The sequence below is a fragment of the Collinsella sp. CLA-ER-H11 genome, from assembly GCF_040092445.1.
In the GTDB taxonomy this organism is placed as follows: domain Bacteria; phylum Actinomycetota; class Coriobacteriia; order Coriobacteriales; family Coriobacteriaceae; genus Collinsella.
This window is the reverse complement of record NZ_JBBNLN010000014.1, coordinates 1-22,485: the sequence shown is the minus strand read 5'-3', so window position 1 is coordinate 22,485 and position 22,485 is coordinate 1. Positions and strand designations below refer to the sequence as shown.

Annotated in this window: 20 protein-coding genes; all 20 read left to right on the top strand. The window is 59.6% G+C overall.

Going from position 1 to position 22,485, the window contains the following annotated elements; genetic code table 11:
* Positions 1 to 114: 114 nt before the first annotated feature.
* The 20 genes from AAAX35_RS08610 to AAAX35_RS08515 all read left to right on the top strand — a co-directional run bounded on the left by AAAX35_RS08610 (position 115) and on the right by AAAX35_RS08515 (position 22,253).
* Positions 115 to 1,071: an ABC transporter permease gene (locus AAAX35_RS08610; RefSeq protein WP_022094871.1), complete on the top strand. Its 957-nt coding sequence runs from the start codon at positions 115 to 117 to the stop codon at positions 1,069 to 1,071.
* A gap of 3 nt (positions 1,072 to 1,074) precedes the next feature.
* The gene (locus AAAX35_RS08605; RefSeq protein WP_022094872.1) at positions 1,075 to 3,090 is read left to right on the top strand and encodes a dipeptide/oligopeptide/nickel ABC transporter permease/ATP-binding protein; all 2,016 of its coding nucleotides are present in this window, start codon (positions 1,075 to 1,077) and stop codon (positions 3,088 to 3,090) included.
* Positions 3,091 to 3,918: an ATP-binding cassette domain-containing protein gene (locus tag AAAX35_RS08600; RefSeq protein ID WP_117848735.1), complete on the top strand. Its 828-nt coding sequence runs from the start codon at positions 3,091 to 3,093 to the stop codon at positions 3,916 to 3,918.
* An 80-nt stretch (positions 3,919 to 3,998) separates the two neighbouring features.
* A complete protein-coding gene (locus AAAX35_RS08595) occupies positions 3,999 to 4,976 on the top strand; it encodes an acetylxylan esterase (protein ID WP_138339845.1) in 978 nt (325 codons plus the stop codon).
* Positions 4,969 to 5,820 (top strand): acetylxylan esterase, encoded by an 852-nt coding sequence (locus tag AAAX35_RS08590; RefSeq protein ID WP_195239179.1) that lies wholly within the window; start codon positions 4,969 to 4,971, stop codon positions 5,818 to 5,820. The genes AAAX35_RS08595 and AAAX35_RS08590 overlap by 8 nt, the downstream gene beginning before the upstream one ends.
* 68 nt (positions 5,821 to 5,888) lie before the next feature.
* A complete protein-coding gene (locus tag AAAX35_RS08585; RefSeq protein ID WP_117746686.1) occupies positions 5,889 to 6,809 on the top strand; it encodes a dihydrodipicolinate synthase family protein in 921 nt (306 codons plus the stop codon).
* A 171-nt stretch (positions 6,810 to 6,980) separates the two neighbouring features.
* Entirely contained in the window at positions 6,981 to 7,946 is a 966-nt protein-coding gene (locus tag AAAX35_RS08580; RefSeq protein WP_270226818.1) for an ROK family protein, read from the top strand.
* A gap of 141 nt (positions 7,947 to 8,087) precedes the next feature.
* Positions 8,088 to 8,774 carry an N-acetylmannosamine-6-phosphate 2-epimerase gene (locus tag AAAX35_RS08575; RefSeq protein ID WP_006236154.1) on the top strand — a complete coding sequence of 229 codons (687 nt, stop codon included), beginning with the start codon at positions 8,088 to 8,090 and terminating at the stop codon, positions 8,772 to 8,774.
* A gap of 98 nt (positions 8,775 to 8,872) precedes the next feature.
* Complete coding sequence (rapZ, locus tag AAAX35_RS08570; protein WP_022094878.1) at positions 8,873 to 9,793, top strand: RNase adapter RapZ; 921 nt, start codon at positions 8,873 to 8,875, stop codon at positions 9,791 to 9,793.
* A 6-nt stretch (positions 9,794 to 9,799) separates the two neighbouring features.
* Positions 9,800 to 10,729: a DNA-binding protein WhiA gene (gene whiA, locus AAAX35_RS08565; RefSeq protein WP_349117335.1), complete on the top strand. Its 930-nt coding sequence runs from the start codon at positions 9,800 to 9,802 to the stop codon at positions 10,727 to 10,729.
* A gap of 193 nt (positions 10,730 to 10,922) precedes the next feature.
* A complete protein-coding gene (gene gap / locus AAAX35_RS08560) occupies positions 10,923 to 11,948 on the top strand; it encodes a type I glyceraldehyde-3-phosphate dehydrogenase (protein ID WP_055310510.1) in 1,026 nt (341 codons plus the stop codon).
* 140 nt (positions 11,949 to 12,088) lie between these two features.
* Positions 12,089 to 13,279, top strand: coding sequence for a phosphoglycerate kinase (locus AAAX35_RS08555; RefSeq protein ID WP_099431437.1), 1,191 nt, complete (start codon positions 12,089 to 12,091; stop codon positions 13,277 to 13,279).
* Positions 13,272 to 14,039, top strand: coding sequence for a triose-phosphate isomerase (gene tpiA / locus AAAX35_RS08550; RefSeq protein WP_022094882.1), 768 nt, complete (start codon positions 13,272 to 13,274; stop codon positions 14,037 to 14,039). Before AAAX35_RS08555 ends, tpiA begins: the two co-directional genes overlap by 8 nt.
* Before the next feature lie 5 nt (positions 14,040 to 14,044).
* Positions 14,045 to 15,598 (top strand): 2,3-bisphosphoglycerate-independent phosphoglycerate mutase, encoded by a 1,554-nt coding sequence (gene gpmI, locus AAAX35_RS08545; protein WP_349117334.1) that lies wholly within the window; start codon positions 14,045 to 14,047, stop codon positions 15,596 to 15,598.
* Positions 15,599 to 15,763: 165 nt separating this feature from the next.
* A complete protein-coding gene (gene secG, locus AAAX35_RS08540; RefSeq protein ID WP_006236144.1) occupies positions 15,764 to 16,018 on the top strand; it encodes a preprotein translocase subunit SecG in 255 nt (84 codons plus the stop codon).
* A gap of 291 nt (positions 16,019 to 16,309) precedes the next feature.
* Positions 16,310 to 17,986: an ABC transporter substrate-binding protein gene (locus tag AAAX35_RS08535; RefSeq protein ID WP_349117333.1), complete on the top strand. Its 1,677-nt coding sequence runs from the start codon at positions 16,310 to 16,312 to the stop codon at positions 17,984 to 17,986.
* A 156-nt stretch (positions 17,987 to 18,142) separates the two neighbouring features.
* Positions 18,143 to 19,180, top strand: coding sequence for an ABC transporter permease (locus AAAX35_RS08530; protein ID WP_349117332.1), 1,038 nt, complete (start codon positions 18,143 to 18,145; stop codon positions 19,178 to 19,180).
* A gap of 14 nt (positions 19,181 to 19,194) precedes the next feature.
* Positions 19,195 to 20,130, top strand: coding sequence for an ABC transporter permease (locus tag AAAX35_RS08525; RefSeq protein ID WP_349117331.1), 936 nt, complete (start codon positions 19,195 to 19,197; stop codon positions 20,128 to 20,130).
* A 2-nt stretch (positions 20,131 to 20,132) separates the two neighbouring features.
* On the top strand, positions 20,133 to 21,224 hold the full coding sequence (locus AAAX35_RS08520; RefSeq protein ID WP_055310514.1) for an ABC transporter ATP-binding protein: 1,092 nt from the start codon (positions 20,133 to 20,135) through the stop codon (positions 21,222 to 21,224).
* On the top strand, positions 21,225 to 22,253 hold the full coding sequence (locus AAAX35_RS08515; protein WP_006236139.1) for a dipeptide ABC transporter ATP-binding protein: 1,029 nt from the start codon (positions 21,225 to 21,227) through the stop codon (positions 22,251 to 22,253). It begins immediately after the preceding gene.
* The last annotated feature ends 232 nt before the right edge of the window (positions 22,254 to 22,485 follow it).

Below are 22,485 nucleotides of genomic sequence, written 5' to 3'. Positions count from 1 at the left end.
TATCCTCATAGTTGAAACAAAGACCCGGGCGGCCTCGATGTCGCTCGGGTCTTGTAATGAGTATCCATACTCATATACCAGTTGGTCCTACCGACAAAAGAAAGGGGAGAGAACGTGAACAACTTTCTACGTTTGATTGGAAGGCGTCTCGTGGCGCTGCCGATCATGGCATTGGGCGTCACCGTCCTGGTGTTCTTCCTTATGTCGTTCTCCAAGACCGACCCCGCCTATACGGCGTTGGGTGACGGTGCCTCGCCCGAGGCGGTTGCCGAGTACCATGAGAAGTATGGTCTGGACGACCCCTGGCCCGTGCGCTACGTGCGCTACATGGGCGATCTGATCCATGGTGACATGGGCACCTATGGTGCTGCTCGCAACTCCGTTGCCAAGCGCATCTCCACGGCCCTGCCCGTCACGATGCAGCTGACCTTCATCGGTCTTGCCATCGGCGCGGTCGTCTCGTTTTTGCTCGGCGTCATCGCGGCACTGTATCGCGATAAATGGCCGGACCAAGTGATCCGCGTCTTTTCCATCGCCGGCTTGGCAACCCCGTCGTTCTGGCTTGCCGTTCTGTTGATTCTGCTGTTCTCTTCCTACCTTAAGGTGCTCCCGGCATCCGGTGCTCTGCCTCACTTCACCACCAACCCGGCTGGCTATCTGGGACGTATGATCATGCCCGCTATCGCTCTGGCATTCCCGCTGACGGGCCAGATGACTCGTATCGTGCGTACGGCCATGGTTGAGGAGCTCGACAAGGACTACGTCCGCATGGCCCGTGGCGCCGGCGTTCCCGAGAAGGTCGTCGTCGGCATCAACGTTTTGCGCAACGCGCTGATCACCCCGGTCACCACCCTCGGTCTTAAGATCGGTTACCTTATGGGCGGCGCCGTCGTCATCGAGGTCATCTTCAACCTCCCCGGCATGGGTACTGCGATTCTGCAGGGCGTTCAGGGCAACGAGGCGAACCTGGTTCAGGGCGTCGTCATCGTCGTTGCTCTTGCCTTCATCATCATCAACATCGTGGTTGACATGCTCTACCTGCTCATCAACCCGCGCATCAGGACGGTGTAGATTATGGTAAAGATTCGAGAGAAGCAAACCGAGCAGCTCGAGAAGGCTGCCTCCAAGGGGCTCAAGCTCGGTGGCTGGAAGAAGATGACGCTGTCTTCTAAGATTGCCGCCGTCGTGCTGGTGTTGGTCGCCCTGACCGCGATTCTGGCGCCCCTTCTTGCCCCCTATAGCCCGGTCGAGATTTTCACTGCTCGCCAGGCTCCCGGCAATGGATTTATCTTCGGTACCGACGATAAGGGCCGCGACATCCTGTCGCGTATGCTTTACGGTGGCCGTTACTCGCTGATCATCGGCTTCGGTGCTACTGCCATGGCTCTGGTCTGCGGCTCGGTCGTGGGCGCCCTCGCGGCGGTTTCGCGCAAGTCCGTTTCCGAGGCGATCATGCGCATCCTGGACATCATCATGTCCATCCCGGGCATCGCCCTCGCTGCCGTCTTCGTCTCCATCCTGGGCAATTCCGTGCCGTCGATCATCTTCGCCATTGGCTTTATGTACACTCCGCAGATTGCCCGTATCGTGCGCGCCAACATCGTGTCCGAGTACGGCGAGGACTATGTCCGCGCGGTCATCGTTTCCGGCGCCAAGGCTCCGTGGATTTTGATCAAGCATGTTCTGCGTAACTGCATCGCCCCGATCATGGTCTTCACCGTTACCCTGGTCGCCGACGCCATCATCTTCGAGGCCTCGCTGACCTTTATCGGCGCTGGTATCCAGGAGCCCACCGCTACCTGGGGCAACATCCTCGCCGACGCCCGCGGTGGCGTGCTCGCTGGCCGTTGGTGGCAGGCGCTGTTCCCGGGTCTGGCTATCATGATCACCTGCCTGGCGCTCAACATCCTCTCCGAGGGCATTACCGACGCCATGGCCGCTGCTCCCTCCGCCGCCCTGGATCCGACCGATTCCTCCAAGCGCCGCGAGGCCGACCTGCTGGTCTCCGACCCCGTTCGCGCTTACAAGGAGCAGGCTCAGTCCCTGTCCGCCCGTCTTGGCGCCCTGCGCGATGTCGAGCTCAAGCGTAACGACCGCCATGTGCCCGATGAATCCGTTGAGCCGATCCTTTCGGTCCGTGATTTCTGCATCCAGTTTGAGCACCACGGTGATATCAACGTCGTCGATCATGTCAACTTTGATGTCCGTCCTGGCCAGACCATGGGCCTGGTCGGTGAGTCCGGCTGCGGTAAGTCCATCACCACGCTGGCCATCATGGGCCTGACCGACGATGACGAGCATCTTTCCGGTGAGGTTCTCTGGGAGGGCCGCGACCTGCTCAAGATGAGCAAGAAGGAGTGGTTCGGCCTGCGTGGTACCGATATCGCTATGGTCTATCAGGACGCCCTGTCCTCGCTCAACCCCTCCATGCTCATCTCTGCCCAGATGAAGCAGCTCACCAAGCGCGGCGGAACCCGCAGCGCCGAGGAGCTCCTGGAGCTCGTCGGCCTCGATCCCAAGCGCACGCTCGAGAGCTATCCGCACGAGCTTTCCGGCGGCCAGCGTCAGCGTGTCCTGATCGCTATGGCCCTTACCCGCGACCCCAAGCTGGTCATCTGCGACGAGCCCACGACCGCTCTGGACGTTACCGTCCAGAAGCAGGTCATCAAGCTGCTCAACGATCTTCAGGCCAAGCTCGGCTTTGCCATGATCTTCGTTTCGCATGACCTGGCTCTGGTCGCCGAGGTCGCCCATAACATCACGGTTATGTACGCTGGCCAGGTTATCGAGCAGGCGCCCACCAAGGAGCTGCTCACTAACCCGATCCACGAGTACACCCGCGGTCTTCTGGGTTCCGTTCTGTCCATCGAGAGCGGTTCGGGCCGCCTGCACCAGGTGCCCGGTGCCGTTCCGAGCCCGCGCGATTTCCCCAAGGGCGATCGCTTCGCGCCCCGCTCGAGCCACCCGCGTATTGGCCTGGACACCCGTCCGGTCTTCAAGCGCGTGCCCGGCACCGAGCACTTCTATTCCGAGCTCCCCGACGAGGTGCTCAAGGCAAATGGTTTGACCCCTCACGCGGAGGTGATGTAGATGAGCGAGACCGCAGTAAACGGCGTCGAGCCGATCATCTTCCTTGATGACGTCCACGTCACCTTTAGGACCCGTACCGGCTCGATTCTGCACCCCAACCTGGTTCACGCCGTCCAGGGTGTAACGATTAAGCTCATGCCCGGTCAGACGATCGGCATCGTCGGCGAGTCCGGTTGCGGTAAGTCCACCACCGCTAACGTCATGTGCGGCCTGCAGGCCCCCACGAGCGGCAAGGTCTACTTTAAGGGCAAGGACGTTACCAAACGTACCGCCGAGGACCGTCGCCACATGGGTCGCGTCATCTCGGTCGTGTTCCAGAACCCGGCCACGGCGCTCAACCCCCGCATGGTCGTTCGCGAGCAGCTGCTCGACCCCATGCGCGTCCACAACCTGGGTACCGAGGCCGAGCAGGAGAAGCGCGTCAAGGAACTCTTGGAGCTCACCGGTCTGCCCAGCTCCGCTGCCGAGGTTCTTCCCGGCCAGCTTTCGGGCGGCCAGCGTCAGCGCGTCGCAATTGCCCGTGCCCTGTCGCTGAACCCCGATGCCATCATCGCCGACGAGCCCACCTCGGCTCTGGACGTTTCGGTCCGCGCACAGATTCTGAACCTGTTGACCGACCTTAAGAAGGAGCTCGGCCTGGCCATGGTGTTCATCAGCCATGACATCCAGACGGTCCGCTATATCTCTGACGACATCATCGTTATGAATGGCGGCAGGATCGTCGAGCAGGGCGAGGCCAAGCAGGTCTTCCAGCACCCCCAGGACCCCTACACCAAGATGCTGCTCGGCGCTGCGCCGTCGCTGCTGCATCCCAAGCTCGGCGAGTAGCCTCGCTTTCCCTCCCGTGCGCCCGGTTCCCTTGCCGGGCGCACCTCCGTTGCGATTTCGAAAGGTTGGGTTCACGAGCCATGCCAAGTGCTCAGGAGCTACAACATCAATTTGGTGAATACCGAGGCGCCATGCCCCGTCCATCAGATTTCGATCTCTTTTGGAAGGATCGCATGGCCGAGGCCGACGCCGTCGGGCTTGACTATGCGATCGAGACGGCATCGGTCGCCGATGCCGCGACCTGCCAGCTTTTCGACCTCTGGTATACCGGCATGTGTGGCGCGCGCCTGCATGCCAAGTACCTTAAACCCGTCTCGGACGAGCCCGTGCCATTGGTGCTTCAGTTCCATGGGTATCCGGGTGCAAGCCGCAGCTGGTTTGAGCAGGCGTCGTTTGCGGGCATGGGCATGGCACTCATCGCCCTCGACTGCCCCGGCCAAGGAGGTCCCTCCGAGGACATTGGTGGATTTGAGGGCACAACGGTCGCGGGCCATATCGTCGCCGGTATCGACGGCGACCCGGCCAACCTCTACTATGTCCGCTTGCACCAAGATATTCGCATCCTGTGCCGCATTGTTCGCGAGCTCGAGGGCATCGATCTTGCCCGTGTGTTTGTGAACGGCGCGTCTCAGGGCGGCGGTTTGGGCATTGCGACCTGTGCACTTAACAGCGAGCTTATCAATCGCGCCGCCATCCTCTATCCCTTCCTGTCAGATTTTCGCCTGGTCTGGGATTTGGATGCCGATGACATTGCCTACGAGGGCCTGCGCTATTGGTCTCGCTGGTTTGACGAGGACTCGACTCGTATTGACGAAGCCTATGCCAAGCTGGCGTACTTCGATTCCAAGAACTTTGCCCCTATGGTCAAATGCCCCGTGCTGTTTGGCACCGGCACAGCCGATATCGTCTGTCCGCCAGCGACGCAGTTTGCGGTCTATAACAACCTGACCTGCGAAAAGCGTCATGAGTTCTTTGAAGGCTTTGGCCACGAGGAGATTCAGGATTTTGACGATTTGATCATTCCGTTTTTCTGCAAGGGAGGGGAGGCTCATGTCTAAGTGCGAGAGCAATGTTGACGAGCTGATTGTCCCCGGGCTTGTGGGAATTCCTGGAACGGTTTCGTCAAGGCTCGCAGAATATCGGGACTGGCGCGGTGATGTCCAAGCAGATGTTTCTGATTTAGAGACATGCGCTTCGAATCTTGAGATTCAAGGCCTGGCCATTACGGCGATTGACTTTGTTAACCCCTGCGCCCGTTACTCGGAGGTCTCCTTTGAGCTCGGTGACGATGCGATTCACGCTCGTTTGATCGAGCCTGTCGGTCGTGCCCGAGTATCTGAGCGCGTGCCGCTGTGCCTGATGTTCCACGACATCGATCGGCCTGTGCGCGGCTGGCATCACATGACGAGATTTGCCGCCATGGGGTATGCCGTCCTCGCGCTGGATGACGATGTTGCTGGTGCGGACGACCTGCAGCGGGGGATTTCTTCGCCCGCTTTTGTCGAGCGCGTCCGTTGGGGCTGCGCGCTGGCGAAGGTGGCGCGCAATCTTGATGGCATGGACCCCGACCGCATCTTTGCATGGGGCGAGGGTCTTGGCGGCGGAGTCGCGCTGGCGGTTTCTGCTCTGGACGAGCGGGGCCTCGCCTGCACGGCGGTTGCCAATCCGCTTCCTGGCGGCCTCGAGGCGCTGTCGTCTCGGGTGCGCGGATCGGTGCTCATGGGCACATCGCTTATGGATACCGTGAGCGATCCCAAGGATCAGTTTGCCGTATTCAACGGTCTTGAGTGTGACCGGAGGCATATCATCTATGCCAAATACGCTCACGAGCGCATCAATGCGTTCGAAAACGAAGTCGTCGACTTTTTTAACCAAACGTTCTACTCGTGTTCTTTGGCCTAGACGGCCTGGACACTGCCAACAAGAGTGGGCGGCATAGGGCTGCCCACCAGACAACTAAGGAGATTCTCGTGGCAACTCAGAAATTCACCGGCGTTATCCCTCCCGTCGTTGTTCCCGATACCGAAGATCACCAGCTCGATGTTGTCTCCTTTGAGCGCAGCATCAACCGCATGATCGACGCCGGCGTCGATGGCCTGTTCTTCTTGGGATCCTCGGGCGAGGTCGTCTTCTCCACCGACGAGCGCCGTCGCCAGATTATCGCCGAGGCCGTCCGTATCGTCGACCACCGTGTGCCTGTTCTGGTCGGCATCATCGATACCGAGACCGAGCGCATGATCGAGCACGGCAAGGTCGCCCAGGAGCTGGGCGCCGATGCCCTCGTCGCCACCTGCCCGTTCTATGCCCTGCAGGGCATGACCGAGGTTGAGGAGCACTTCCGCATCCTGCATGAGGAACTCGACCTGCCCATCTTCGCCTACGACATCCCCGTGTGCGTCCACACCAAGCTCCCCTGGAAGCTCCTTGCCAAGCTCGGCGCCGAGGGCGTTCTGGCCGGCGTCAAGGATTCCTCGGGTGATGACATCTCGTTCCGCTACCTCGTTCAGGAGAACGAGAAGAACGGCCATCCGATGAGCATCCTCACCGGTCACGAGGTTGTTGTCGACGGCGCTTACCTCGGTGGCGCCGACGGTTCCGTCCCGGGTCTCGCCAACGTTGAGCCCGAGGGCTACGTGCGTCAGTGGAAGGCCGCTCAGGCTGGTGACTGGGCTACCGTCAAGGCCGAGCAGGATCGCCTCAATGAGATTTCGCACATCTGGGATGTCACCTCGGGCGTCCAGGGCTATGCCGGTGGCGTCGGCGCCTTCAAGACCGCTATGAACCTCATGGGCATCTTCGACAGCCCGACCATGCCGCGCCCGGTGAAGGCCATGACCGGCGAGAACGTCGAGGCGATTAAGAAGGTCCTCCAGGACAACGGTCTCCTGTAAAGCTTCCCCGGGCACCCGATCTTGGGGCTCAAGCGGTCGAGCGTGACCCATTGGGTCAACGCCCGACCGCTTTCACCCCAACCTCGGGCACCCGGGAAACCTTTACCAAGCTGCGGCGATAACGCAGCCTTCATTTCCTGTAGTTGTTTTTTATCTCCTAAGGAGAGCGACATGGAGAACAAGTACATTTGCTCCGTTGATATCGGCGGCACCAAGATTGCGACCGCCATTATGGAGTACCCGGCTGACGGTAGCGTGCCTCATCCCGTTTTTGAGGCCGAGGTTCCCACCGAGGCCCAAGAGGGCGGCGAGGCCGTCTTCCAGCGTATCGAGGCGTCCATCAAGGCTGCTCTCGAGGCGAATCCCGATGTCGAGGTCCTTGGCGTCGGTATCGGTGCCGCCGGCGTCGTCGATCCCAAGACGGGCGCCATCGCGTATGCCAACGAGATCATGCCCGGCTGGTCCGGCGTTCAGTTGGGGCCGCGTCTGCGCGAGGACCTCGGTCTTCCCGTTGCCGTTGTAGGCGACGTGCAGGCTCATGCTCTGGGCGAGGCCCACTGGGGCGTCGGCAAGGGCAAGTTCTCCGTCTTGTGTCTTGGCATCGGTACGGGCATCGGCGGCGCATATGTCGAGAACGGCCGCGTGATGCAGGGCTTCCATGGTGCTGCCGGCCATATGGGCCACATCGAGTGCTCGGCTGCCGCCGGCATTCCCTGCGCCTGCGGGCGTTCCGGCCATCTGGAGTCGGTTGCTTCGGGCACTTCCATTGGTCGAATGTACGATGAGCGTTTTGGCCGCGTCGACCCCAGCCGTCCTTCGGTCGGTCGCGATGTGAACGACCTGTGCCGTGCGGGCGACGCAAAGGCGACCGAGGTCATCCATGACGCCGGCTTTGCGCTGGGTGCCAGCTTGGGCTCGCTCGCTAACATCCTGGACCCCGAGGTCATCGTGCTTTCGGGCGGCGTGATTCACCAAGGTCCCGATTGGCGTTCACAGACGTGGAAGGATTCGGTGCACGAAGGCTATGCCAGCCAGGCGCTCGATCCGCTTCAGGACACGCCGATCCTCATCGGTTCTCTTGAGGGCGATGCTCCGCTCATCGGTGCCGCCGAACACCTTCTTGCGTCGTTGAAATAAACATAGCTACCAAGTGCGCCTTCTGAGGTGCCGCAGATTGACGTGAAAGAGGAGCGAAGCGTACTTCGGTACGCGAGCGACGGTTTGAACGTCAAGGTGCGGTGTCTCAGAAGGCTGTTTTTGAGAAAGGTTGAGTCGAACATGACCGTTGATCCTTTGATCCAGTCCCTGAAGGGCAAGCTCGTCGTGAGCGTTCAGGCGTATATGGGCGAGCCGCTTCGTACGCCCGAGACCATGGCTCAAATGTCTCGTGCTTGCGAGCTCGGCGGCGCCGCCGCCATTCGCTGTCAGGGCCTTGCCGACATTGCCGCCATTAAGGGTCGCTGTGAGGTCCCCGTTATCGGCCTGTGGAAGGATGGGCACGAGGGCGTTTACATCACGCCGACGCTGCGTCACGCTCGCGCCTGCGTTGCTGCGGGTGCCGATATCGTGGCGATCGACGCCACCGATCGTCCGCGTCCCGACGGCAAGTCGGTCGAGGATACCTTCCGCCCGCTGCACGAGGAGGGTGTGCTCCTGATGGCGGATTGTGCCACCATCGAGGACATTCGCCGTGCGGTTGATATGGGCTTCGACCTTGTATCTACCACGCTTTCTCACGGTGTCGCTGCCATCGACTGCACCATGGCCGATGGCCCCGATCTGCCGCTCCTGCGTCAGGCGACCGAGGAATTCCCCGGTCTTCCCATCATCTGCGAGGGCCGCGTGCACACGCCCGAGGAGGCTCGCGCCGCGATCGATGCTGGCGCCTGGGCCGTTGTCGTCGGCACCGCCATCACGCACCCCACGAGTATTACAAGTTGGTTCAAGGCTGCGCTTGAGGCGTAAGACAGGCCTCGTATCCGCTCGGGGCGGTATACTCAATAAAGGCAATTGATCGCGCGGGATCCGCTGGCCGGGTCCCGCGCTTGTTTTAGGAGGCGCACATGCAAAAGGGAGATGCCATGGATGCGGCGGAGCGCTCGGAGCGCATCCCCGATATCGTCATCATCACCGGAATGTCTGGATCGGGCCGAACGCAGGCCATGCATGTGTTCGAGGACATGGGCTACTTTTGCATCGACAACTTGCCTCCGCGTCTGATCGCCCAGCTTGCCGAACTCGTCGGCATCAATACGGGCGTGGGCAGGCATCTTGCCGTCACCTGCGACCTGCGCAGCCAGGGCTTGTTCGATGAGCTGCTCGATGCCGTTGCCGCACTCGAGGAGCGCGAGATGAGCTGTGACATCGTGTTTCTCGAGGCCTCTGACGAGGTACTGATCCGTCGTTATAGCGAAAACCGCCGCCGCCATCCCATTGCCAAGCCGGGAGAGACTACGGCCGATGCGATTCAGCGCGAGCGCCTGCAGCTGCAGGGCGTTCGCGACCGAGCCGATATGATTATCGACACGAGCCGTCTGCGCACCTCTGCGCTGCGCAACAAGCTGCGTATGGCATTTTCCGAGTTGTCCGACCAGCAGCTCATGGACGTTCACGTGTTCTCGTTTGGCTTTAAGCACGGTATGCCCGTCGAGGCGGACATTATGATCGACGTCCGCTTCCTGCCCAATCCGTTCTACGATCCCGAGATGCGCACCATGACCGGCCTCGATAAGAAAGTCTCCGACTTTGTTCTGGACCATCCCAAGACCCAGGAGTTCTGGAAGGCCTGGACGCAGCTGCTCGATACGGTCATGCCCGGCTATATCGCGGAGGGCAAGCCGCAGCTTTCTATCGCCATCGGTTGCACGGGCGGTCAACACCGCAGCGTTGCCATCGCCGAGGCCACGGCACGTTATTTGGAAGGTGCCCAATATCACGTGAGCATTTCCCACCGCGACCTGTCGCGCGCCAACACGAAAGCATAGGCCTGCATGTCGTTTACCGCCGAGGTGCGTGACGAGCTCGCGCGCTGCGAACCCGAATGTGAATACTGCGACTTGTCGACGCTTGCCGCCCTGACGCGTGTGAGCGGTACACTTTCGCTGGCCGGCTCCGGGCGGTATCGTTTGACGGTCGCGACCGAGACGGGCGCTGTCGCGCGCACGATGATCACACTGACGCATCGCATCCTTAAGCTCAAAACGGAATTCACCGTTCGTAAATCGGTCTTGCATAAGGTCCGTAACTATCTCATTACCCTGCCCGATCAGTCCGACCTGGACAAGGCTCTGGTGCTGCTGGGCATTCTCGACCGCAGGGGAGGGCTCGTCGCTGGTGTTCCCCGGCACATCGTTGCCCGTCCCTGCTGCAGGCTTGCCTACATTCGCGGCGCGCTCATCGCCGGCGGTTTCGTGGCCGATCCCCGCGGCGACTTTCATTTGGAGATCGCGGTGCAGGGCGAGCAGTATGCACGGGGCCTTTGCGATCTATTGGAGCAGATTGGGGTCCATGCGCGCGTTAACGCGCGGCGCGGGTCCTTTGCTGTCTACATTAAGAGTGCCGAGGAGATTGAGCATCTTTTAAAGCTGATTGGTGCCAAGCGCAGCGTTGCCGAGATCGAGGAGGCGCGCGCGGTCAAGTTGGTTAAGAACGATGTGAACCGTCGCGTGAATGCCGAGCTGGCCAATCAGACCAGAAGTGCGGGTGCCGCCCAGCATCAGCTTGCGTTGATCGATGAGCTCGAACAGCGAGGTTTGCGCGACACGCTTCCGGACGCCTTGGCGGTCTTTTGCGACCTGCGCGAGCGCTATCCCGATCTGTCGCTGCGCGATCTGGGCGAGATGGCCGACCCTCCCTTGTCGAAGTCGGCCCTCTACCATCGTGTTTTGAGGCTTGAAAAGCTCATTGAAGCAAACAGGTAGTTGAGCGAAACTGCTACTATACGGATTTAACTGCTGTTTTACTCTTTAAAACGTTTTAACGTAAATTTGATTTTCAATTTCGAGCATTCTCGTGAAATTCAAGTCAAAAAAAAGGTATATTAGGCGAGTGGTTAGTTTGTGGGCCTCAACGGCGGGCGCTGTAGCTCGCGGGGGCCTTACGAAAGGAGACACAATGGCAGTAAAGGTTGCTATTAACGGCTTCGGTCGCATCGGTCGTCTGGCTTTCCGTCAGATGTTCGGTCATGAGGGCTCCGAGATCGTCGCTATCAACGACCTCACCTCTCCCGATATGCTCGCTTACCTGCTGAAGTACGACTCCACGCAGGGCAACTACGCTCGCGATCACGAGGTCGTTGCTGGCGAGGATTCCATCACCGTTGACGGCAAGGAGATCAAGATCTACAAGGAGGCCGACGCTAACAACCTGCCTTGGGGCGACCTTGACGTCGACGTCGTTCTCGAGTGCACCGGCTTCTACACCAGCAAGGCTAAGGCTCAGGCCCACATCAACGCTGGCGCCAAGAAGGTCGTCATCTCCGCTCCGGCCGGCAGCGATCTGCCCACCATCGTGTACAACGTCAACCATGAGACGCTGACCGCTGAGGACAACATCATCTCCGCTGCTTCCTGCACCACCAACTGCCTCGCCCCGATGGCCAAGGGTCTGAACGACTTCGCTCCCATCGTGTCCGGCATCATGACCACCATCCACGCCTTCACCGGCGACCAGATGCCGCTCGACGGCCCGCAGCGCAAGGGCAACTTCCGTCGCTCCCGCGCCTGCTCCGAGAACATCGTCCCGAACACCACGGGCGCTGCCAAGGCCATCGGCCTGGTTCTCCCCGAGCTCAACGGCAAGCTCATCGGTGCCGCCCAGCGCGTCCCGACGCCGACCGGCTCGCTGACCAACCTCTACGCCGTCGTTGACAAGAAGGTCACCGTCGACGAGGTCAACGCTGCCATGAAGGCCTACGCCGAGACCATCTCCGAGACCTTCGCCTACAACGAGGACCAGATCGTCTCCCGCGACATCGTCGGCGAGACCCACGGCTCCATCTTCGACGCCACTCAGACCATGTGCTCTGACCTCGGCAACGGCCAGACCCTCGTTCAGGTCACCTCTTGGTACGACAACGAGAACTCCTACACCTCTCAGATGGTCCGCACCATCAAGTACTTCGAGAAGTTCGTTGCTTAATTTAGCTTTTAGCGAATAGCTCGTTGAGCGTCTAAAGAAGGGCGCGGCCTTATAGGGCTTACACCCTAGGGTCGCGCCCTTTTTATAAGAAATCGTCTGCCGTAATGGGAGGCAGACACGTACGAAAGGTAGAAGCAAACATGGCCTTTACCAAGAAGACCGTCCGCGACATCGATGTCGACGGAAAGCGCGTTCTCGTCCGCGTTGACTTTAACGTGCCTATCAAGGATGGCGTCGTTGGCGACACCACCCGTATCAAGGCTGCCCTGCCCACCATCAACTACCTCGTTGAGCACAATGCTCGCGTCATCCTCATGAGCCACCTCGGTCGTCCCGAGGGCACCGGCTTCCAGCCCGAGCTGTCCCTCGAGCCCGTCGCCAAGAAGCTCGCTGAGCTCTCTGGTCTCGACGTTGCCTTTGTCGCCGACACCTACGGCGAGAAGGCTGCTGAGGCTGTCGCCGCCGTCGAGCCGGGTAAGGTCCTCGTTCTCGAGAACGTCCGTTTTGACAAGCGTGAGAAGAAGAACGATCCCGAGATCGCCAAGAAGCTCGCTTCCTATGGTGACGTCTTCGTTCTCGATGCCTTCGGCACCGCTCACCGCGCCCAGGGTTCCGTCGTGGGCCCCGCCGCTTACCTGCCTGCCGTCGCCGGCTTCTTGCTCGAGAAGGAGGTCGACACGCTGACCGGCATCTTCGCCGAGCCCGAGCGCCCCTTCGTCGCCATCGTCGGCGGTTCCAAGGTTTCCTCCAAGATCGGCGTTCTCGATCACCTCATCGACTCCGCTGACACCCTGATCATCGGTGGCGGCATGGCCTACACCTTCTTCTTGGCTCAGGGCCTGACCGTCGGTCAGTCCCTCAAGGAAGAGGACTGGGTCGAGCGCGCTGGCGAGATGCTCAAGAAGGCCGAGGAGAAGGGCGTCAAGATCCTGCTCCCCATCGATAACCGCGTTGCCGATCACTTTGGCGAGGACGCTGTCCCCGAGGTTGTCGCTTCCGACGCTATCCCCGACGATCGTGAGGGTATGGACATCGGCCCCAAGACCGAGGAGCTCTACGCCGAGGCCGTCAAGGGCGCCAAGACCGTGTTCTGGAATGGCCCCATGGGCGTCTTCGAGTTCGACAACTTCGCTCACGGCACCCAGGCTATTGCTGAGGCTGTCGCCGAGGCCGACTGCACCTCGATCATCGGCGGTGGCGACTCTGTCGCAGCTGTCAACAAGTTCAACCTGGCCGACAAGATGAGCTGGATCTCCACCGGTGGTGGCGCTTCCATGGAGCTCGTCGAGGGTAAGGCCCTGCCCGGAGTGGAGGCGCTTCTCGATGCCTAATCGCACCCTTCTTATCGCTGGTAACTGGAAGATGAACAACGACGTCGCCGAGGCTGCCAAGCTCGCCGACGAGCTGGCTCAGGCTCTGCCCGAGGTTCCGGCTGGCGTCGAGGTGCTCGTCTGCCCTCCGACCATCGACATCACCACGGTTCATGACCGCATTCAGGCTGCCCCCATCGCCCTCGGTGCACAGAACGTGTACTGGGAGGCCAAGGGTGCCTTCACCGGTGAGTCCTCTTGCGACATGCTCAAGTCCGCTGGCTGCACCTACTGCATCATCGGTCACTCCGAGCGTCGCGACTACTTCCACGAGACCGACGAGGACCAGAACAAGAAGGCCAAGGCTCTCGTTGCCGCCGGCCTTGTTCCCGTCTTCTGCTGCGGCGAGTCCCTCGAGGTCCGCGAGGCCGGCACCTATGTCGAGCACGTCGTGAACCAGGTTAAGGCTGGCCTTGCTGGTCTTGAGATCACCTGCCCCAAGCAGGTCGTCGTCGCCTACGAGCCCATCTGGGCCATCGGCACCGGCAAGACCGCTACCGCCGAGGACGCTCAGGAGGTCTGCGGTGCTATCCGTGAGACCCTCAAAGAGATGTTCGGCGAGGAGCTCGCTAACGGCATCCGCGTGCTGTATGGCGGTTCCGCCAAGCCCGGCAACATCGCCGAGCTCGTCGCCAAGCCCGACGTTGACGGCGCCCTCGTGGGCGGCGCTTCGCTCAAGGCTGCCGACTTCGCCTCTATGGTCGTCAAGGCAGGCGAGTAGGACATATGGCACAACGTCATCTTCCTGCACTCCTGATTATCATGGATGGCTGCGGCCTTGCTCCGGCCGATGGCGAGAACGCCGTCGCCGCTGCCAAGACGCCCTTCCTTGATGGCCTGTACGAGAAGTACCCCCACACCACGCTCGGTGCTTCGGGCGAGGACGTGGGCCTTCCCGACGGCCAGATGGGTAACTCCGAGGTGGGGCACCTCAACATCGGTGCCGGCCGCATCGTGTTCCAGGAGCTTTCGCGCATCAACAATGCCATCAAGGACGGCTCCATCGCCAAGAACGAGGTTTTCGTCAAGGCTATGGACGATGTCAAGGCTGACGGCAAGACCCTTCACCTTATGGGCCTTATGAGCCCTGGCGGTGTTCATTCCCATATGAACCACGTCGAGGCTCTGGTCAAGATGGCTGCCCAGCATGGCGTCAAGACCGTTCGTGTCCACGCCTTTATGGACGGCCGCGACGTCGACCCGCAGTCCGGTGCTGGCTACATGAGCGAGTTCTGCGCCTTCCTGGCTAAGATCTCCGAGGAGACCGGTTGCGACGCTCGCGTCGCCACCGTTTCGGGCCGCTATTGGGCCATGGACCGCGACAACCGTTGGGAGCGCATCCAGCGTGCCTACGACGTCATGGTCAATGCGTCCGATGCCGATGTCGACCCCGTTGCCGGCATCAAGGCCTACTACGAGAAGGATCCGCGCGGCGACGAGTTCGTCGAGCCCTTCGCTGCCCACAATGAGGGCATCCACGAGGGCGACGCGGCCATCTTCTTCAACTTCCGTCCCGACCGCGCCCGTCAGATGACCCGCGTGTTCACGGACAAGGAGTTCGACGGCTTTGAGCGCGAGCAGATCAAGCTCTCGCACTTTGTGACGATGACCGAGTACGATCCGACGTTTGACGTCGAGGTCGCCTTCCCCAAGACGTTCCCGGAGAACGTCCTAGCCGACGTCATCGCCGCCAATGGCCTGAAGCAGCTGCACACTGCCGAGACCGAGAAGTACGCCCACGTGACGTTCTTCCTCAACGGCGGCATCGAGGAGCCCAAGGAGGGCGAGGAGCGCGTGCTCGTCGCTTCCCCCAAGGTCGCTACCTACGATCTGCAGCCCGAGATGAGCGCTCCCGAGGTTACCGAGAAGCTTGTCGCCGCCATCAACGAGGACCGCGCTGATTTCTATATCGTGAACTTCGCGAACTGCGACATGGTTGGTCACACCGGTGTCTTCGACGCTGCCGTTAAGGCCGTCGAGGCTGTTGACGATGCCCTGTCCAAGGTTGTCCCGGCGATTCTCGCCAAGGGCGGCTTTGCGTTGATTACCGCCGACCACGGCAACGCCGATCACATGTTTGACGTTGCTTCCGACGGTTCCAAGCATCCGTTTACGGCGCACACCACCAACCGCGTGCCGTTCATCATCGTTGATGAGAAGGCACAGCTCACCGGTATCGAGGACGGTCGTCTTTCCGATATCGCTCCGACTATGCTCACCATGGCTGGTCTGGAGCCTTCCGCCGAGATGACGGGCCGCGTGCTCGCCACCGAGGCCTAAGAGAAAACAAATACCGTTTTCTAGCAAGGGGGTTGTCCACAATCGGACAATCCCCTTTTTTGGTATTTCTGCCATTTCCGCCCCGTCCCCGAGTGGCAGGTAGGGGAGAACGGGGGATTGTGGTACAGTACTGGAGTTCGAATTGTTCTATTAAGGAGCTTATCTATGGGTCCGTTCCAGATTCTTCTGTTTGTCGTTTGGGCTGTTTCTGCCGTGGCGCTGACGATTCTCGTCCTGATGCATTCCGGTAAGGGTACCGGCGTTTCGGATATGATTGCCAGTTCGCTGTATAACTCCAGCTCAGCCACAGGCGTTATGGAGCAGAACCTTGACCGCCTGACCGTCATCATGGCTGTCGTATTTGCCGTGTGTGTCGTTCTGTGCATGTTCTTCTTCCCGCAGGGCATCGTGGGCTACTAAGCTCGAGCCACATAAATACTTGAAAAGGGTTCCGCAAGTGCGGGACCCTTTTTGTTTACATATTTGTAACAGAGTCAAAATATCCTCATATACTTCGCCCAACTAAAGAAAATCTCGACCGTTAACCGGAATTAGCCCCAAATCGTGCATAAAATGCGCTACTGTATTGCAATACGTTGGCCCGCTTTGTATAACCAGCCAAAACGGCGGACCGCGTTTGAATGGTTCGATTGGGCTGTCTTGACGTTGCCCGACCGAACTTACTTTGTCCTATCTCATAAGGAGGATGGCATGGCTGATTCTATGTTCCACCAGCCCGTTATGGGTCGTCGCGCCTTTGTCGGCGGTACCCTTGCTGCGAGCTCCATGGCTTTTCTTGCCGCATGCGGCAAGAAGGGCGGCGACGCTTCCGGTTCTGAGTCCGGTTCGACGCTGAACTTCTACATCAACAACCCGGTCTGCATCGACCCCTATAACGTCCAGGAGGACCAGGGCACTCAGGTCGAGTACCAGCTCTTTGACGCTCTGACCTCTTATGACGCCGAGAAGGGCGAGATCGTTCCGCTGGCTTGCGAGTCCTTTGAGGCCAACGACGACGCCACCGAGTTTACCTTCAAGATCAAGAAGGCCAAGTTCCACAACGGTGACGACGTTACCTCCAAGTCCTTCAAGCTCGGTTGGGAGCGTCTGGTCAACACCAAGTCGGCCATCGCTACCGAGTACGGCCCTTCCGAGGTCTCCTATCACCTTTCCATGGTCGAGGGCTATGACGACCTGCTTGCCGGTAACGCTACCGAGCTCAGCGGTGTTACTTGCCCCGACGATGAGACCCTCGTCGTCAAGCTGTCTTCCGCTTACGCCGACTTCCCCTTCATCGCCTCTCACCCGGCTCTGGCCCCGGTTCCCGAGTGCGCCGAGTCCGATGTCAAGAGCTTCTACCTTGCACCGGTCGGTAACGGCCCGTTCATGATGGACGGCAAGTGGGAGGATGGTCAGGAGATCAACCTCAAGAAGTTCGACGATTACTATGGCGACAAGGCCAAGATCGATGGCATCCACTTCCAGGTCATCAAGGACATGGAGACCGCTTACAAGGAGTTCCAGGCCGGTAACCTCGATGTCTGCGACGTTCCCGTTGCTCAGATCGACGCTGCCAAGAAGGATCGCGGCGTGTCCAAGGACGGCTACACCATGGGTGACGGCGAGCGCATGCTGCTCGGCGCCGAGCCTTCCACCTACTACCTGACCTGCAACAACACGGCCGAGCCGTTCAACAACGCCGACCTGCGCAGGGGTATCTCCCTGGCCATCAACCGTGAGGCCATCTGCAAGACCATCTTCAAGGGTACCCGTACCCCTGCCGACGGCATTGTTCCTCCGGGCATCGATGGCTACAAAGAGGGCGCATGGGAGTTCTGCGCCTACGACGTCGACAAGGCTAACGAGTACCTCGACAAGGTTGCTCCCGCTGGCGCTAACGGCGATCGTGGCATTAACGTGACTCTGTCCTACAACCAGGACGGTGGCCACAAGGAGATCATGGAGTCCATCATCGGCGACCTCGCCAAGGTTGGCGTTACCGCTGTCTCCGATACCCCCGAGTGGTCTGCCCTGCTCGAGCAGTATCAGAACTTTAACTATCAGTTCGGTCGTCTGGGTTGGATTGCCGACTACCCGATCATGGACAACTTCCTGTATCCGCTGTTCCACTCCGACTCCCTCGGTGGCGACAACCGCTCTGGTTACAACAACCCCGAGTTCGACGCCAAGGTCGACGAGGCCCGTACCACGGTTGACGACGAAGAGCGCGTCGCTAAGATGCAGGAGGCCGATGCAATGGTCGCTGCCGACTGCCCGGTCATCCCGGTGATGTTCTACACGCACACCATCGCCGGCTCTGATCGCATCAAGCACCTCTATGTCGATCCGCAGAAGCACGCCGATCTGCGTACCGCTGAGCTCGCCTAAGAGTTTGCAGCTTCCGTGAGGGTCAAGTATTTACGTAGACCTCATGGGAAACATACAGTTCTCCCTAACCTGGGGTAAACTGGCTGATGGTAATTTTGGGATGCCGGTCTGGCGATCGGCATCCCATTTAGGTTAATCCCTAGATAGGGGAGTGGTATGGGTAAGTACATCGTTAAACGTGTGCTTCAGTTCATCCCGGTGTTTTTGGGCGTTACGCTGATTTTGTTCGCCCTCCAGAATATCGTGCCGGGAGATCCGATCAAGCTGATCGGTGGAGACAAGGCTCTGTCCCCCGAGGTGGAGCTTCAGCTTCGCGTCCGCTATCACCTGGTCCAGTCGGACGAGGACGGCAACGCGATCCTTGACGAGAACGGCGACCCCGTTCAAACGTCACTCGTGGACCGTTACTTGTATTACATGAACGGCCTGCTTCATGGCGATCTGGGCAATTCGTATCAGCGCAAGCTGCCGGTTACGGAAATCTTTGCCCAGAAGTATCCGTATACGGTCAAACTTGCCGCGTGCGCCATCGTGCTCGAGGCAATCATGGGTATCGGTGCGGGTATCATTTCGGCGGTAAAGCGTTATTCCTTCTGGGATATTTTGGTAACGCTCACCACGTCGATCCTCGTTGCCGTCCCGGCCTTCTGGCTCGGTATGTTGCTGCAACTGTTCTTTGGCGTCATTCTCAAGGACGCCACGGGCGGTGCATTCTCCATGCCGATCTCGGGTGCTGGCGGTGCCAGCTCTCAGTATCAGGATTGGATGCACTATGTGCTTCCGACCATTACGCTGGCTTCGGTTTCGACCGCTTATGCTGCCCGCATTATGCGCTCGCAGCTGCTTGACGTCATGAACCAGGATTACATCCGTACGGCAAAAGCCAAGGGTCTCTCCAATCGCGCGATCATCATCAAGCATGCGCTTAAGAATGCACTCATCCCCGTCGTTACCTATATTGGTGTCGACTTTGGCGGCATGCTTTCGGGCGCCATCCTGACCGAGACGGTCTTCAACTGGCCCGGTATCGGCCATGAGGTCTATCGCGCCATTAGCATGCGTGACTGGCCCATCGTTATGGGCGGCGTTACGCTCATCGTCGTCGTCGTCATGGTGATCAACCTGCTCGTCGACATTAGCTATGCATTCCTCGACCCGCGCATCCGCCTTGGCGGTCCGTCGGATAAGGCCTAAGGGAGGTACGTCTCATGCAGGAAACTGATCCTCAGTCTCAGGAGCAGGCTACCGCCACCAATGCCGCATCTGCTCCCGCCAAGTCCCGCACGCTGTGGGGCGACGCTTTTAAGCGTCTTCGTAAGAACAAGCTCGCCGTTATCGGTGTCTGCTGGATCATCATCGTCGTTGTGGTTGCCCTGACCGCAGATCTGTGGGCTAAGCCCTGGCTCGGTTCGCCAACGGCTTCCGACTCAACCACCATGGCCCAGACGTCGCTGATGGCTCCGTGTGCAGAGCACCCGTTTGGCACCGACGCCCTTGGTCGTGACATTCTCGTCCGCGTTATCTACGGTGCACGTGTTTCGCTTTCCGTCGGTATTATGGCCACTGCGATCTCCACGGTGATTGGTCTGGTCATGGGTGCCCTAGCCGGTTTCTACGGCGGCATCTGGGATACGATCATCATGCGCTGCGCGGATATCTTCCTGGCATTCCCGTACGTGCTTTTCGTTGTCGCCATGATCGCCGTTATCGGCCGTGGTCTTCAGAACGTCTTTTTTGCCATCGGCATTCTCGGCTGGCCTTCGATTGCGCGCGTCTTCCGCTCTGCAATCTTGACGGTCAAGGAAAACGATTATGTTGACGCTGCGCGCGCGATGGGTGCATCTGATGCTCGTATCGTCGTGCGTCACATCTTCCCGAACTCCGTCGCCTCCATTGTGGTCTACGCGACCATGAACATTGGTGGCGCCATTCTGACCGAGTCCGCTCTGTCCTTCCTCGGCATGGGCGTTATTCCGCCTACGCCTTCGTGGGGCTCCATGATTCAGGACGGTCAGCAGTATCTTCTGACTGCTCCCTGGATGATGATCATGCCCGGTCTGGCAATTCTCTCGACGGTGCTCGCCTTCACCCTGCTGGGTGACGGTCTGCGCGACGCCCTCGACGTCAAGATGAAGGACGCATAAGGATGAAGAAGAACAAGAACTATGTGGACCTGAAGGACCAGCCGGTTCCCGAGGGCCAGCATCTGCTCGAGGTCGATGACCTTAAGATGTATTTCCACACCGAGGATGGCGTTGTTCGCGCTGTCGACGGTGTCTCCTACACGCTCGATCGCGGCGAGACCCTGGGCGTCGTCGGTGAGTCCGGCTCCGGTAAGTCCGTGACCGCCATGACCATCATGGGTCTTATCTCGATGCCTCCGGGAAAGATCGAGGGCGGCGACGTTCGCTATCGCGGTCGTTCTATCCTCGAGATGACCGAGGAAGAGATGCAGCACATTCGCGGTAACGACATCGCGATGATCTTCCAGGATCCTATGACCTCCTTGAACCCGGTCTATAAGATCGGCAAGCAGGTGGGCGAGGGTCTTCGTCTGCACCGCGGCTACTCCAAGCAGGAGGCGCTCAAGCGTGCCACCGAGCTTTTGGACCTCGTTGGTATTCCCGAGCCCGAGAAGCGCGTCAATGAGTATCCGCACCAGTTCTCTGGCGGTATGCGTCAGCGCGTCATGATTGCCATGGCTCTTGCCTGCGATCCCGATATTTTGATTGCCGACGAGCCCACGACTGCCCTGGACGTTACCATTCAGGCTCAGATTATTGAGCTTATGCAGGAAATGCAGGAGAAGAACGGCAACGCCATCATCATGATCACCCATGACCTGGGCGTTGTCGCTGATATGGCCGACAAGATCATGGTTATGTACGCCGGCCGTCCCGTCGAGTTCGGTACTGCTGAGGAAATCTTCTACGAGAGCCGCCACCCCTACACCTGGGGCCTTATCCGCTCCATCCCGGAGCAGGCCATCGATGAGAAGAAGCCGCTTACGCCGATTCATGGCAACCCGCCTTCGCTCATGAACCTGCCCGAGGGCTGCGTGTTCTCTCCTCGCTGCCCCTATGCGACGGATAAGTGCCGCAAGCAGCGCCCCGAGCGTTTTGTTACCGAGTCTGGTCACTATTCTGCGTGCCACTACGCTGGCGACCCCGAGTTCCTCAAGAACGCTCCTGTGACGTCCCGTACGCGCAAGGATTCCAAGAAGGGAGGCGAGGCGTAAATGGCAGACAATAACGAGCGCACTCCGCTGCTGAAGGTCGAGCACCTCTCTAAGGAGTTCCCCGCTGAGTCCGGCATGTTCGCCAAGCGCTTCTCCAAGCGTGTCGTCTCTGCTGTAAATGACATCTCTTTTGAGATTTATCCTGGCGAGACCTTCGGTCTGGTTGGCGAGTCTGGTTGCGGTAAGTCCACCACGGGCCGTACTATCATGCGCCTGACCAAGCCGACCGCCGGTAAGGTGTTCTTCCAGGGTAAAGATGTTGCCGAGATGAGCAAGCATGAGATCAAGGACATGCGTCGCGAGATGCAGTTTATCTTCCAAGATCCTTATGCTTCGCTCAACCCTCGTATGACCATCGGTGAGATCGTCTCCGAGCCCATGACCATTCACGGCGTGGGCACCAAGGAGGAACGCATTGAGCGCGTCCGCGAGCTTCTCGACGTTGTCGGACTGAACCCCGAGCACATCAACCGCTATCCTCATGAGTTCTCCGGCGGTCAGCGTCAGCGTGTCGGTATTGCCCGCGCTTTTGCGCTGAAGCCCAAGCTGATTATCTGCGACGAGCCAGTTTCTGCTCTGGATGTGTCCATTCAGGCCCAGGTTCTGAACCTGCTCAAGGAACTGCAGGACAAGTTCGGTACCGCGTATCTGTTTATCGCTCACGACCTGTCCGTCGTGCAGCACATTTCCGATCGCGTTGCCGTTATGTATCTGGGTAAGATGGTTGAGGTTTCGGACTGGAAGACGCTCTACAGCGAGCCTCACCATCCGTACACGCAGTCGCTGCTGTCTGCCGTGCCGGTTCCCGATCCTGATATCCAGAAGACCCGCAAGCGCATCATCCTCGCTGGCGATCCGCCGTCGCCGCTGGATCCGCCGACCGGTTGCCGTTTCCACACTCGCTGCCCGATCGCTCAGGGTATCTGCTCTGAGAAGCTTCCCGAGTTTAAGGAAGTCGCACCGGGCCACTGCTGCGCCTGCCACTTCGCGGAGCCGTTCCCGATCAAGGAATCGCACATCGACCTGTAGCCGGTTGTTATCGTCCGGGCCCGCCCTGAAGTTATTTTTCAGAACGTCCTCGGACATGCAAGAAACCCCCGCTGCGCACTTCGTGCGGCGGGGGTTTCTTGCGTCCTGACGCTCCTATTTGGCAAGGTGTTTTTTAGAATCCATTTTGCGCTCGGCCTCGAAGGCCTGCCTGTCCCAATCGAGCGGAAGTCCGGCCTCGACCCATGCCTCGTAGGCCCTCCTTATGGGCTTG

Bases quoted from the DNA above. Each gene is read 5' to 3' on its own strand.
- AAAX35_RS08515 (WP_006236139.1), top strand. From the start codon at position 21,225: ATGGCAGACAATAACGAGCGCACTCCGCTGCTGAAGGTCGAGCACCTC.
- AAAX35_RS08590 (WP_195239179.1), top strand. From the start codon at position 4,969: ATGTCTAAGTGCGAGAGCAATGTTGACGAGCTGATTGTCCCCGGGCTT.
- secG (WP_006236144.1), top strand. From the start codon at position 15,764: ATGGGTCCGTTCCAGATTCTTCTGTTTGTCGTTTGGGCTGTTTCTGCC.
- AAAX35_RS08605 (WP_022094872.1), top strand. From the start codon at position 1,075: ATGGTAAAGATTCGAGAGAAGCAAACCGAGCAGCTCGAGAAGGCTGCC.
- AAAX35_RS08575 (WP_006236154.1), top strand. From the start codon at position 8,088: ATGACCGTTGATCCTTTGATCCAGTCCCTGAAGGGCAAGCTCGTCGTG.
- AAAX35_RS08525 (WP_349117331.1), top strand. From the start codon at position 19,195: ATGCAGGAAACTGATCCTCAGTCTCAGGAGCAGGCTACCGCCACCAAT.
- AAAX35_RS08595 (WP_138339845.1), top strand. From the start codon at position 3,999: ATGCCAAGTGCTCAGGAGCTACAACATCAATTTGGTGAATACCGAGGC.
- AAAX35_RS08580 (WP_270226818.1), top strand. From the start codon at position 6,981: ATGGAGAACAAGTACATTTGCTCCGTTGATATCGGCGGCACCAAGATT.
- gpmI (WP_349117334.1), top strand. From the start codon at position 14,045: ATGGCACAACGTCATCTTCCTGCACTCCTGATTATCATGGATGGCTGC.
- AAAX35_RS08530 (WP_349117332.1), top strand. From the start codon at position 18,143: ATGGGTAAGTACATCGTTAAACGTGTGCTTCAGTTCATCCCGGTGTTT.
- tpiA (WP_022094882.1), top strand. From the start codon at position 13,272: ATGCCTAATCGCACCCTTCTTATCGCTGGTAACTGGAAGATGAACAAC.
- whiA (WP_349117335.1), top strand. From the start codon at position 9,800: ATGTCGTTTACCGCCGAGGTGCGTGACGAGCTCGCGCGCTGCGAACCC.
- rapZ (WP_022094878.1), top strand. From the start codon at position 8,873: ATGCAAAAGGGAGATGCCATGGATGCGGCGGAGCGCTCGGAGCGCATC.
- gap (WP_055310510.1), top strand. From the start codon at position 10,923: ATGGCAGTAAAGGTTGCTATTAACGGCTTCGGTCGCATCGGTCGTCTG.
- AAAX35_RS08535 (WP_349117333.1), top strand. From the start codon at position 16,310: ATGGCTGATTCTATGTTCCACCAGCCCGTTATGGGTCGTCGCGCCTTT.
- AAAX35_RS08555 (WP_099431437.1), top strand. From the start codon at position 12,089: ATGGCCTTTACCAAGAAGACCGTCCGCGACATCGATGTCGACGGAAAG.
- AAAX35_RS08600 (WP_117848735.1), top strand. From the start codon at position 3,091: ATGAGCGAGACCGCAGTAAACGGCGTCGAGCCGATCATCTTCCTTGAT.
- AAAX35_RS08520 (WP_055310514.1), top strand. From the start codon at position 20,133: ATGAAGAAGAACAAGAACTATGTGGACCTGAAGGACCAGCCGGTTCCC.